At 43.4% G+C, this 13,355-nt stretch carries 9 protein-coding genes and 1 pseudogene; 7 read left to right on the top strand and 3 right to left on the bottom strand.

The genetic code is table 11. The features are described from left to right. Window positions 1-85: 85 nt before the first annotated feature. The 5 genes and pseudogenes from GKR48_RS03770 to GKR48_RS17870 form a co-directional block, all read left to right on the top strand. Complete coding sequence (locus GKR48_RS03770) at window positions 86-979, top strand: ChaN family lipoprotein (RefSeq protein WP_230088580.1); 894 nt, start codon at window positions 86-88, stop codon at window positions 977-979. Window positions 980-1,115: 136 nt separating this feature from the next. Beyond that, window positions 1,116-1,919, top strand: a complete 804-nt coding sequence (locus tag GKR48_RS03765) for an energy transducer TonB (protein ID WP_154627078.1) — start codon at window positions 1,116-1,118, stop codon at window positions 1,917-1,919. A gap of 42 nt (window positions 1,920-1,961) precedes the next feature. Further along, window positions 1,962-4,094 (top strand): S9 family peptidase, encoded by a 2,133-nt coding sequence (locus tag GKR48_RS03760; RefSeq protein ID WP_154627077.1) that lies wholly within the window; start codon window positions 1,962-1,964, stop codon window positions 4,092-4,094. A gap of 152 nt (window positions 4,095-4,246) precedes the next feature. Next, complete coding sequence (locus GKR48_RS03755) at window positions 4,247-6,508, top strand: TonB-dependent receptor domain-containing protein (protein WP_154627076.1); 2,262 nt, start codon at window positions 4,247-4,249, stop codon at window positions 6,506-6,508. Window positions 6,509-6,595: 87 nt separating this feature from the next. After that, a pseudogene (locus GKR48_RS17870) lies at window positions 6,596-6,751 on the top strand (acetyl esterase); the annotation flags it as partial. Here the strand turns inward: GKR48_RS17870 and xseA are convergent. Further along, window positions 6,740-8,107 (bottom strand): exodeoxyribonuclease VII large subunit, encoded by a 1,368-nt coding sequence (gene xseA / locus GKR48_RS03750; RefSeq protein WP_154627075.1) that lies wholly within the window; start codon window positions 8,105-8,107, stop codon window positions 6,740-6,742. The pseudogene GKR48_RS17870 and the gene xseA sit on opposite strands and share 12 nt — an antisense overlap. Window positions 8,108-8,278: 171 nt before the next feature. Here xseA and guaB point away from each other — a divergent pair, with 171 nt between their 5' ends. Together guaB and guaA are read left to right on the top strand one after the other, a co-directional pair. Continuing rightward, entirely contained in the window at window positions 8,279-9,745 is a 1,467-nt protein-coding gene (gene guaB / locus GKR48_RS03740; protein WP_036953269.1) for an IMP dehydrogenase, read from the top strand. Between the two features lie 136 nt (window positions 9,746-9,881). Continuing rightward, entirely contained in the window at window positions 9,882-11,459 is a 1,578-nt protein-coding gene (gene guaA, locus GKR48_RS03735) for a glutamine-hydrolyzing GMP synthase (protein ID WP_036953431.1), read from the top strand. Window positions 11,460-11,573: 114 nt separating this feature from the next. On the opposite strand, the gene GKR48_RS03730 is transcribed toward guaA, so the two are convergent. Next, window positions 11,574-12,890 (bottom strand): HipA domain-containing protein, encoded by a 1,317-nt coding sequence (locus GKR48_RS03730; RefSeq protein WP_154627074.1) that lies wholly within the window; start codon window positions 12,888-12,890, stop codon window positions 11,574-11,576. Continuing rightward, a complete protein-coding gene (locus tag GKR48_RS03725; protein WP_154627073.1) occupies window positions 12,884-13,219 on the bottom strand; it encodes a helix-turn-helix transcriptional regulator in 336 nt (111 codons plus the stop codon). Before GKR48_RS03725 ends, GKR48_RS03730 begins: the two co-directional genes overlap by 7 nt. Between the last annotated feature and the right edge of the window lie 136 nt (window positions 13,220-13,355).

The following is a 13,355-nucleotide window of genomic DNA, read 5'->3' as shown; positions in this document are numbered from 1 at the left end:
TGGTTAATGGGAGTCTTTTTTATTTGAAAATGATTATCATTATCTGTATTTTGAATGACTTCAAAGTCACTATATGGAAAAGATAATGATATCAGCACGTTCTTTGAATTATTTAACGAAAAAAACATCACTGTTGAGTTTAGGGATGCTTTTCGTTTTGAGTTTCACACAGTTAGGATGTACCTCGCAAACACCAAAACCTGTTCAGCAATTGGATCCCCAACTCACACAAGCTGGCAAAATTATTGATTTAGATTCAGGCAAGTCCATCACGCCACAACAGTTAATTCAAGAACTTGCAGCTTCACCTCGCGTCATTGTCGGGGAAAAGCACGACAATATTTACCATCATCAAATCGAGCAATGGGTTGCCCAAGAAATGCAGCAAATACGCCCGCAAGGTGCGGTGCTTTTAGAGATGCTCACGCCAGATCAACAAAGCCGAGTTAACAATGTTCAAAAACAGATGCAGGGAAATCCGTATATTCGAGATGAAAAACTGCAAGAGGTTTTACATTGGAATAATGGTTGGCCGTGGGCGCAATATGGGGAACTCGTGAAGTATTTACTGGCTCAGCAATCCCCGGTTTTAGCAGCAAATATTAATCGAGATGCTGTGCTGAAGGCTTATGACAATCCACCTACGCTTACAGGAACACATTCAACGCAACTCGTTATTCAGGAACTGATCAGCGAAACCATTAAGCGCTCACACAATGGTGAGTTGGATGATAAACAAGCGAAAAAGATGATGGTGATCCAGCAGTTAAGAGATAGAGCGATGGCTCAAGGATTATTGGATGCTCCAGCACCTGCATTGTTATTTGCAGGCGGTTATCATGCAACGCGAGCGATTGGTGTACCGTTACATGTGCTCGATTTAGCGCCAGATGAGCCATTGAAAGTATTGATTATTTCGGAGCAAGGCGAGGAAATCGATAACTTGCATGCAGATTATGTGTGGTATACGCCGAAATAATCAACAAGTACGAGCAATATGATGATTTAAACTCGTTAATTTTGTGAAGTAATCATCACATTTATTCACAAATAATTTCCATTTGCATTTGTTATTAATTATCATTTGCAATTCTGTAAAAGCACGTAAGATGATTATGAGCACAATAACGTTTGAAAGTGGATATGTGAATCGAACCTCCAAAATGGGCGGGTGGCTGGTTTTAGCCGTGGCACTGCATATTGCCATTGTGGGATTTTTTATCTGGATAACACACAATGCGCGATGGGTGGAGTCACTGCCGCCCCCTTCAGTGGTGATGGAATTATCTATCGAAGCACAAGCCAAACAATTAACGGAAGTGAATATTGGTCAAACTCAAGAGCTGGCTGTGGCGAGTGAATCCCATAAAGCGCAAGCAGAGGACGCCATTATTCCCCCATTGCCTGTTAATGAGCAAGCGGAAGTGCAACTGACGAAAACAACGGCGAAAAAACCAAAGCCCGAGTTAAAAAAACAGAAACAAGAGCAGCAGCAAGTGAAGAAGGTGCAAACCACAGATTCGAAAGCCAGCGATGCGCCAGTGACCAGCGATGCGGCGGCACTCGTCCAAAGCCAGCAAATTGCTGCGGAACTTAATAGCCAGTCCGAAGCCCTCGATAGCCTTCAAAAACAGTGGGAAGCGATGGTGCTTGGAAGATTGAATAAATATAAACGTTACCCTGAAGATGCAGGAAGGCGTAACCGCGTGGGTAAACCAGTAGTGATGTTTACGGTAGATAGCCAAGGTTTTTTGCTTGATAGTAGTTTAGTGAACTCATCAGGCACACGTTCTTTAGACAAAGAAGCCCAGCAGGTGTTATCTCGGGCGGCGCCGTTACCCGTACCGCCAGCAGAAATTCTCAAGAATGGACGGATAACAGTCAGGTTACCTATTGATTTTACTCTTAATGATAAATAAATTGGACTCACCATGTGTCATAAAGCCATACATAATAAAACCATGCGTAATAGAATTACCACTTATTGCGTGGTCACACTACTTGGGTTATATGCGGCCAGCAGTGCTGCGGAGGACAAAATGCTAGCACCAATAGCGAAAAAACAGCCCCACACTATGACTATCCATGGGGATCAGCGCGTCGATAACTATTATTGGTTAAGAGACGATAACCGTGAAGCCCCAGAGGTCCTTGAATATCTGAATCAAGAAAATGCCTATACCACGCAGCAGCTTGAATTGGGTGAGCCATTAAAACAGGAAATTTACGACGAATTATTATCCCGCGTAAAGCAAGATGATGAGTCGGTACCATACAACTACAATGGCTATACATACCGTTCTCGCGTTGTTGCGGGTAAAAACTATTCCATTTATGAAAGGCGCCCAATTAATAGTGATGGCGAATGGACAGTTTTGGTTGATGGTAACCAACGCGCGGAAGGTACTGAATATTACCGAATGGGGGCGCTAGCCATTTCCCCAGATAACACCACGATCGCGATTGCTGAAGACCGCCAAGGTCGTAATGATTATGCGGTTTCGTTCCGTAAAGTTGATGATGCAAAGTGGCAAGAAAATGTCCTGACTAACACCTCAGGCAATATTGTGTGGGCAAATGATAACAGCACACTGTTTTATGTTAATAAAGATAAACAAACACTGCTGCCTTATCAAGTGGTTAAGCACCAATATGGAACAGCCCAATCGGCTGATAAATTGGTGTATGAAGAGAAAGATGATACTTACTATGTCAGTTTAGCGAAATCCACCTCCAAAGATTATATTCTGATTGGGATCACCAGCACCGAAACCTCAGAATATCGTCTTTTGGATGCAAACCAACCTGAACGTGATGCGATAGTGCTACAACCTCGCAAAACAGGTATCGAATATTACCCTGATCATTTTAACGGCAAATTCTATATTCGCTCTAATCATCAGCATCCATTATTCGGACTGTATATTGCGGATAACGCCTCGGCACCGTGGGTGAGTTTTATCGCGCCTCGTGATGATGTCGACCTTGAAGATTTTGCGTTATTTAATAACTGGTTGGTGATTGAAGAGCGCCAAAACGGCTTAGTGAACATTCGACAAATTAGTTGGTTAACCCACAAAGAGCATTCTGTCAGCTTTGATGACCCAGCTTACATGGCTTGGATTGGCAACAACCCAGAGCCAGATACGGATAAATTACGCTACGGCTACTCCTCCATGACAACACCATCATCGGTGTATGAAATTAATATGCTGACTCAAGAAAAACAGCTATTAAAACAAGAGGAAGTGAAGGGTTTTAATAAAGCGAATTATCAAAGTGAACGTATTTGGGTCACTGCCCAAGATGGGGTGAAAGTACCGGTTTCATTGGTTTACCGTAAAGATAGTTTCAAACAAGGTAAAAATCCACTTCTGGTCTACGGCTACGGCGCCTATGGATATGGTATCGATCCGTCATTCAGTTCTTCTCGCTTATCCTTGCTTGACCGTGGATTTGTGTATGCTATTGCCCATATTCGTGGCGGTGGGGACTTAGGAAAGAATTGGTATATTCAGGGTAAAACTGTCCATAAAATGAATACCTTTACGGACTTCATTGATGCGACTAACGCGTTATTGGCACAAGGCTATGGGGAAAAAGGCCATGTCTATGCCATGGGCGGTAGCGCTGGCGGCTTGCTGATGGGTGCTGTTGTCAATATGGCTCCTGATCTGTATGAAGGTGTTGTTTCTGCGGTGCCATTTGTTGATGTTGTCACGACCATGCTTGACCCTTCAATTCCACTGACTACAGGGGAATATGATGAGTGGGGTAATCCAGAGAATGAGGAAGATTACTGGCGCATTAAAGCCTATAGCCCGTATGACAATATCAAAACCCAGCACTATCCGCATATTTTGGTCACCACAGGGCTGCATGATTCTCAAGTACAATATTGGGAGCCTGCAAAATGGGTGGCAAAACTGCGAGAGCTGAAACAAGGCAATTCTTTATTGTTATTAGAAACCAATATGAATGCTGGACACGGTGGAAAATCAGGTCGCTTTAATGCCTTGGATGATATTGCGAGAGAATATAGCTTTATTCTGATGTTAGAAAACAAAGCAAAATATTTTCCAGATTTAAAATAGCGTTACTCATAATAAGTAACCAAAATAAGGTTACCAAGGATTAGTTGTGGAGCTATAAAAACTTGCAACTAATCCTATTCGCAGAAAACATATTTATTCTGCGTTTGCAATGTGAGCGACTGTTTTATCAGTACGTTTACAGGAATGGTTTAATGAATAATAAAATAATAATCATGGTAGCTGGGACTATTTTCGCTGGCTTCCACGGCTTCGCTTTGTCTGAAAACACACAGCAGACAAATAAACAGAAAGATGATGTGGTTAATTTTAGCCAATTAAAAGTGTCGGGCGCGCAAAAGCAAACGCCGTTGGTCAAAGCATTGGAAAAACCAGGCGCCTATAGCGCAGTCGGCACCGAAAATAAATTGCAATCCATGGATAAAATTATCCGTTCGATGCCCGGAACCTATACCCAAATGGATGCGAGCCAAGGCACCATCAACGTGAATATTCGCGGGTTGAGTGGCTTTGGGCGCGTAAACATGATGGTGGATGGTGTCACACAAAGCTATTACGGAATATCGCCAAGTAAATTCACTCACGGTATGCAGCCGAGTAATGACTTTGGTTCACTTATTGACCCTAATTTTATTGTGGCGGTTGAGGTAGAAAAGGGGCAATTGAATGGCAGCAACAGCGTTAACGCCTTAGCGGGAAGTGCCAACTTTAGAACCTTATCTATTGATGATGTGATTTTCAAAGATAATTTGTGGGGAGTACGTAGCAAAGGGAGCTGGGGAGATAATGGACTTGGCTATAACGGCATGGTTTCGGTTGCGGGAAAAACGTTATTAAATGAGGGTGATGGTTATTTTGGCGGCTTAATTGCGGTGAGTGGGCACAATATCCCGGGCAGTTATAAAAATGGTGATGGGTTTGATACCGATGAATTTGCAACGGATCCGACATTCAAACAAAAACCGCAATCTCAATTAACTAAATTAAAATATAAACCGAATGATAGCCATGAAGTCGAATTCAGTGGCCGATTTTTACAAAATAAATTAACCAGCCGTAAGATTAATAGCGAAGATTATTACCTTAAATATAAATACACGCCAATCAACGAATTGATTGATGTGGAAGTGCTGGCGAGCCATGGATTTAATACCCAAAAATTCCAAGGTGAGCCTATTGGTGGTGCATTAAAAGACGCCGAGTCAGAGAATAAATCTGACAGTATTAATATTTCCAATACCAGCCGTTTTTCTTATGGTGACACTGATTTTAAGTGGCAGGTTGGTTCGAAATTAATGAAGACTAAATACCAAAAAATAACAAAACCGGTAGAAGATCCAAACACAATAATTTATAACCCATTTTCACCAAGTGGGACACAAGATATTGCCAGCCTGTATACCCAGTTTGAAGCGAGCTATGATATTTACACCGCAACGTTTGACCTTAACTATCTGAATTATCGCGTACAGGGCTATAAACCAGCTTGTGATGAGACGGAAAAGTGCTTCCCTCAAGAAGCCAGTACGTTAAATCTGCGTGAAAGTGGTATTAACCCCGGGGTGCTAGTTTCTGCACAAATTATTCCTGAATTTCAGCCTTTTGTGAGTTACGCGCACTCAATGAGAGCACCAAACTCTCAGGAAGCTTTTTTCTCTCAAAATGGTGGTCAGAGTATGAATCCATTCCTAAAAGGAGAAAAGTCGAAAACTTGGCAGGTAGGTTTTAATAGTTTTAAGCCAGACTTAATTGTAGAAGGTGATCAGTTCAACCTGAAAGCGCTGTGGTTCCATACACATATCAAAGACTACATCACGAGTAAGTCTTTCCTGCTATGTCGTGCAAACTCTCAGGAAGAGTTTGATTGGTGTTTAATTAATGATGATGTGTGGGATAAAGAAAATCCGGATATTTTCCAACGCGCAGATATGTATGTGAACGATCCTCGCGATGTTAATTTACGGGGTTATGAGCTACAAGCAAACTACGATGCAGGGGTATTTTACTCCATGGTTTCTTACACCCAAGAGTCTGGCAAACAACCCGTGTCAATCAACAGTACATCGGTATTTAGTGCAGGGGACTTTACCCAATTACCTGAATATTATGTGACTTTAGATTCCGGTGTTCGTCTGTTTGATGAAAAACTGACTCTCGGCTCAGCCATTACATGGACGGGACCATCTAAACGTATCAGCCCAGTTCCTGACGGTGACATGAACGGGGATGCGATGACGGAAAAGTATGAAAAACAGCCAACTATCGTTGACCTGTACGCAGACTATGAAATCAATAAACATTTCAAGTTAATGATGGCGATTAATAACCTCACTAATGAAAACTACACCGACGTGTTAAACCGTGCAAACTCTGGCGCAGTGATGGAAGAACGCGGCAGAAATAATGAAACGGGAAGAGGGCGCAGTTATATGATTGGTGGTCAGGTGCGCTTCTAATCAAGGGATAGCTAATGGAAAGCGTTTAGTGCTTTTAGTCTTACTCACTAAGGAAGATTGATAGGCTTATTATCTAAACGCTTTTCAATATTTCAAACGTTTCAATCACATAAAATACCTTGTGAATACCAAATGTATCCAGGGACGCTGCATGCCTTTTTACATTACTCGCGTATTATGCCAACGGCGGATAACGCCATTCGAGATGGCGCAGAATACTTTAAAAAACGGCTATTTGGATGATTTTTTCACTCGAACCTTCTGAATACTGGTAACTTGGCTTTCAACCCAACCATCATTTAAGCGAGTTTTGAGCTGTTGGCCTAATTTCACTTGGCTGGTTTTTTTCAATACAGCGCCTTCAGCGGTTTCGCTGATACTGAAACCTCGGGCGAGGGTAGCAAGCGGGCTAACCGCCTCCATTTTCGAGCAGGCAACAGCAAAACGCTGGCGGTAGTTATTCACTAACTGGGTCAGCATATTTTGTAAATGATACTGAGTTTGCTGCAATTGGCGCTGTTGGCGTTGTAATTGAGGGCGCAGGTCATTTTGCATCAAGCGGCGTTGGTTTTTATCGAATTTAACGGTGGCAGATTGTAGCTGGAGGCTGATGGCATTGGTCAGTTTTTGGCGCAAAGCTGAAAGCTGATTTTGTTGCCGAGCAAGGCGTAATTGCGGGTGTTGCTGCTGTAAACGGTGCTGTAGACGTGCGAAACGTTGCTGCTGCGCCGCCAAATAATAATCCATCGCCATCTCTAGGTGCTGTTGCCCAGATTTCAATTGGCGAAGCATCTCGGTTTGATTGCGACTGACCAGTTCTGCGGCTGCCGATGGCGTAGGTGCGCGTACGTCGGCAACATAATCGGCGATGGTCACATCCGTTTCATGCCCAACGGCGCTAATGATCGGTAATCGGCTAGCAAAAATGGCACGTGCCACGATCTCTTCGTTGAATGCCCATAAATCTTCCAGTGAACCGCCACCACGCCCCACAATGAGTACATCACACTCATTGCGTAGGTTTGCGAGTTCGATGGCTCTGGCGATTTGCGCAGGCGCTAAATCTCCTTGAACAGCTGTCGGGTAGATAACCACGGGGAGGGATGGGTCACGGCGATGTAGGATATTTAAAATATCATGTAGGGCAGCACCAGTTGCAGAGGTAATAATCCCCACGCGTTTTGCTGGAGATGGCAAGGCTTGCTTGTGAATAACATCAAATAGCCCTTGGGCATTAAGGGTTTGTTTGAGTAGCTCGAAGCGCTGTTGCAGTAGACCTTCACCAGCGGGCTGCATGCTTTCGATGATTAGCTGATAGTCTCCACGCGGCTCATACAGTGTGACAGTGGCACGGACTAATACCTGCTGCCCATTTTGCGGACGGAAGGTGACGCGGGCATTTTGTCCACGAAACATCGCCGCGCGAACTTGGGCACGATCATCTTTGAGTGTCAGGTACCAATGTCCCGAACTTGGCTGCGAAAAATTGGAAATTTCGGCCGTTAACCAAATTCGTCCCATTTGGGTATCAAGAAGTTCTCTTACCGTTTGGTTGAGCTTGCTAACTGAGTAAATTGCGCTATTTTGTTGAGTCGACATGTGAGCTAGATCAAATTTTAAAACAATGACTTAATTGACTGATACTAACGTAGCCGACGGACTTATCAAGTTTTTTTTTGAAAAAAGTGCTGGAAGCAACCGATTACGGTGTGTATAATGCCGCGGCAATATTTTATACCTTTCATAACGCTGCCTGGTGGGATATTGCCTATGTTACGCATTAAAAAAGAAGCACTAACTTTCGACGATGTTTTACTCGTCCCTGCACACTCAACTGTACTGCCAAACACGGCAGATCTGTCCACTCAACTGACCGCAAAAATCCGCCTGAACATTCCTATGCTCTCCGCAGCGATGGATACTGTCACCGAATCTGATCTGGCTATCGCACTGGCTCAAGAAGGTGGTATTGGATTTATCCATAAAAACATGTCCATTGAGCGTCAAGCTGAAGAAGTCCGTCGTGTGAAAAAACATGAAAGCGGCGTGGTGACTGATCCTGTCACTGTTACCCCAGAAACCACAATTCGTGAAGTGCAAGAAATGGCTGAGCGCAATGGTTTCGCAGGTTATCCTGTTGTCTCTAAAGATAATTCTTTAGTGGGTATCATTACAGGTCGTGACGTCCGTTTTGTAACGGATTTAGACCAACCAGTGACTGCGGTGATGACGCCAAAAGAGCGTTTAGTGACCGTGAAAGAAGGCGAAGCACGCGAAGTCGTTTTACAAAAAATGCATGAGCAACGTGTTGAGAAAGCCTTAGTTATCGATGATAACTTCCATCTGTTAGGTATGATCACCGTTAAAGATTTCCAAAAAGCAGAACGTAAACCAAACGCATGTAAAGACGAGCAAGGCCGTCTGCGTGTCGGTGCGGCTGTTGGTGCTGGCGCAGGTAACGAAGAACGTGTTGATGCCTTGGTTGCAGCAGGCGTTGACGTTCTGCTCATTGACTCATCACACGGTCATTCTGAAGGGGTTTTACAGCGTATTCGTGAAACTCGCCAAAAATACCCTGATTTACAAATCATTGGTGGTAACGTTGCAACAGCTGAAGGCGCGAAAGCGTTAGCAGACGCTGGTGTTAGCGCAGTGAAAGTGGGTATCGGCCCAGGTTCAATTTGTACGACTCGTATCGTCACTGGCGTGGGTGTACCTCAAATCACGGCAATCGCTGAAGCTGCGGGTGCATTAGAAGGCACTGGCATTCCTGTTATTGCAGATGGTGGTATCCGTTTCTCTGGTGATATTTCTAAAGCTATCGCGGCTGGCGCTGCGTGTGTGATGGTTGGCTCCATGTTTGCAGGTACCGAAGAATCTCCGGGTGAAACGATCCTGTTCCAAGGCCGTACCTATAAAGCGTACCGTGGAATGGGTTCTCTGGGCGCAATGTCTAAAGGTTCTTCAGACCGTTATTTCCAATCTGATAACGCAGCAGACAAACTGGTTCCAGAAGGTATCGAAGGTCGTGTGGCTTACAAAGGTCGCTTAAAAGAGATCATTCACCAACAAATGGGGGGATTACGCTCATGTATGGGTCTGACAGGCTGCGGTACTATCGATATGCTGAGAACGAAAGCTGAATTTGTGCGTATCAGTGGAGCAGGTATTCAAGAAAGCCACGTTCATGATGTGACTATCACTAAAGAGTCTCCTAACTATCGCTTAGGGCAGTAATTATTGTTTAGGATAATAACGCCATTTCGGGGCGCTATTATCCTTTAAAACAGTAATCGAAAAGTTTCAGGGTGGCACACATGTTGATGGTGTCACCACCTTTTATTTTGACTTGAATTGCTGGAATTCTCCTCAAATGACTACAAATATCCATAAGCATCGCATTCTTATTCTTGATTTCGGCTCTCAGTATACTCAGCTGATTGCACGTCGTATCCGTGAAATTGGCGTCTACTGTGAACTGTGGGCGTGGGATGTGACCGAAGAGCAAATCAGAGAGTTTAATCCTAACGGGATTATCTTGTCTGGTGGTCCAGAAAGTACAACAGAGGCTGATAGCCCACGTGCACCAGAGTATGTATTTAATGCGGGCGTGCCTGTTTTAGGTATCTGCTACGGCATGCAAACTATGTCCATGCAATTAGGTGGCGCGGTTGAAGTGTCTGGCGAACGTGAATTTGGTTATGCTAACGTTGAAATTCTGGAAGATTGCGACCTGTTCCGCGGCATCCAAGATGCGCTGAACGAAGATGGCAAGCCAGTTTTAGATGTGTGGATGAGCCATGGCGACAAAGTGACTGCTATCCCATCTAGCTTCAAAACGATTGCAAGCACGCCAAGCTGCCCATATGCCATCATGGCTGACGTTGAGAAACGTTTCTACGGTGTTCAGTTTCACCCAGAAGTGACTCACACTCATCAAGGTTTAAATATTTTAAAACGTTTCGTATTGGATCTGTGTCAATGTGAAGCGTTGTGGACATCAGCTGCGATTATCGAAGATACCGTTGCTCGCCTGAAAGAACAAATCGGTGATGACCATGTTCTGTTAGCTCTGTCTGGCGGTGTGGATTCTTCTGTTACTGCTCTGTTATTAAACCGTGCGATTGGTAAGCGTCTGACTTGCGTATTCGTTGATAACGGTTTGCTGCGTTTAAATGAAGCTGACCAAGTCATGGAAATGTTCCAAGGTAAATTTGACCTGAACATCATCCACGCGAAAGCGGAAGACCGCTTTATGAACGCACTGGCAGGTATTTCAGATCCAGAAGCGAAGCGTAAAAAAATTGGTCACGTATTTATCGAAGTGTTCGATGAAGAGTCTTCTAAGCTGCCAAATATCAAATGGTTAGCGCAAGGAACGATTTATCCAGATATTATCGAGTCTGCGGCTTCAGCAACGGGCAAAGCACACGTTATTAAATCTCACCATAACGTGGGTGGCTTACCGGAAGATATGAAACTGGGTCTGGTTGAACCTCTGAAAGAGCTGTTCAAAGACGAAGTGCGTAAGATTGGTCTGGAGTTAGGCCTGCCATACGATATGCTGTACCGCCACCCATTCCCAGGTCCAGGTTTAGGTGTTCGTGTTCTGGGTGAAGTGAAGAAAGAGTATTGTGACTTGCTGCGTCGCGCAGATGCTATCTTTATCGAAGAGCTGCACAAAGCAGATCTGTACAATAAAGTTAGCCAAGCATTCACTGTATTCTTACCAGTGCGCTCTGTTGGCGTAATGGGTGATGGTCGTAAGTATGACTGGGTTGTTTCTCTGCGTGCAGTTGAAACCATCGACTTTATGACGGCTCATTGGGCTCATTTGCCATATGATTTCTTAGGCCGTGTGTCTAACCGCATTATCAATGAAGTGAATGGTATTTCCCGCGTAGTTTATGACATCAGCGGCAAGCCACCAGCGACCATTGAGTGGGAATGATTTAGCTATAATTGATAGCGATTTTTAGAAATCATTAATGTTAAAGGCATCAGTTACTTACTGGTGCCTTTTTGTTTTTTTTAAATATAAAAACAGTTTTATTAACCAAGCTACTCAAATATCCAGCCTCAAGTTTTTACTTATCTCATCAGCCAGTGTCGTAGGAACGTCCCACTCTTTGGCAAGTTTTCTCCATTGGGAAACAGCATCTAGCGTTTCATCTATAATATTATCGATTCTCTGTTTACTAAATGCGGGGCTAAGTTTAACGAGAGAATAAAAATCTTCACGGGTAAAATCATCTCTTTTTCCATTTAAACTCATCCAATGACTGTTTACCCATTTACTACCGGGTTTATAACTATAGGCTAGGTCGTAAGCGGGAGCTAAAGTCCATTTATTATCTTTCAGCATGAATGCAAAGTTTTTGGAATGGTCGTCATGATTTCGAGCGATAATGTTAAAAGCCATTCGTTTTAATAGTTGAAACGCATCATCTGCCGATAAACGTAAGTCACGAGCGATACCAAATAGCTCGGCGTAGGAAAATGAACCAGGTTTTTTATAATCCACATGTGCTAAACCATTTAAGGTCTGTACGTGAACCTTTTGATTACCAATCCGATCGAAACGCTGAGTGATAAAATGCCGTCTGGCGCCTTCATCTAATAAATGGCATGGCATCATATCGACTCCGCACTGTATCGCTATTAAGTGATAGACATATTCCATGGCACCATAACCGAGTGGGTCTCCAAACGTTTCTTGGTTTGTATTGTGCTCGCTTACACCATCAAATTTCATTAAATAGTGGATAAAATTATTTGGTATATCGGATTGACCAGAACGGACCTGAGTAAAATCGTGATTAAAGGCGAGAACAGCTTTAGGCCTTGCTCCGCCGGCACTCATTCCTACAGATAATAACTCCATCATTGACGCTGAATCTTCTTGATGATTGCGACTCAGTTCCACATTAAAGTTGCTACGCAAATCGAGAACTTCCTGTGCAATAGCCACTAGAGACTCAATATGAATGTCGGTTTTTGTATTGCTGTTATGAAGTTTGGTTGCAGGGATGTATTCCAATGCTCCCATTCCTCGTTTTCCAGTGTATTGCAGGCGCTGTAAAGGTGTAATGCTATCGATGGATTTACCTTGGCTTGCAACCCAAGCATTCATGACAGCATTACCAAAATCATCAGGTAAAGAATCGGCAATTAACCCTGGCAACCCTTTGAATGTCTGATAATCGAGTTCAGGAAAACGATAAATATGTTTAGATAAAGGCATCTTCAACGGAGAGAGCTGGATACCTTTTTTAATAAATTCAGGGGTATATTCAAAGACACCAAGACCCGTAGAGGAATCAAAACTTAATGCGCCAATACTGTCACCTTGGTAGCGCACTTCGATGACTTCCATTACCATTCTAATTCTTCCTCTTTAGTATCAGTATGGTCAGCACGTTGGCCAGATGCGCGTTGTCGCTTTTTACCTTGTAATTTCATCAGTTGAATAGGGGATATTGGCTGCGGAGGTAAAAATAGGTCTAATTGCTCAGTTAGGTTTAGCGCCATCATAATGGCAATAAACATTTCTAGCTGAGTATGACCTTTTTCAGCGGCCATGATCGTTTTGCGTGAAACACCCACAAATTGGGCCAACTCTGTTTGGGTTAAATTTTGATTAAGTCTTGCTTGTTTTAGCCGTTCGCCGATTTGCTCTGCATAGGCCAATGGTGATTTTCTTTTATTCATAGTGTCCTCTAATGTGGACTTAATATGCAAAAATGCATAATAATATACCAAATATAGGACTTTATATTCTAATAGTCAAATCACTATGAATTAAGTCCAAAATTAAGGACGTTATAATGATTTATAAAGCTTAAAG

The organism is Providencia sp. wls1943, from assembly GCF_009706275.1.
Classification (GTDB): Bacteria; Pseudomonadota; Gammaproteobacteria; order Enterobacterales; family Enterobacteriaceae; genus Providencia; species Providencia zhijiangensis.
The sequence above is the reverse complement of the archived record's forward strand: the minus strand, read 5'-3'. Positions and strand labels throughout refer to the sequence as shown.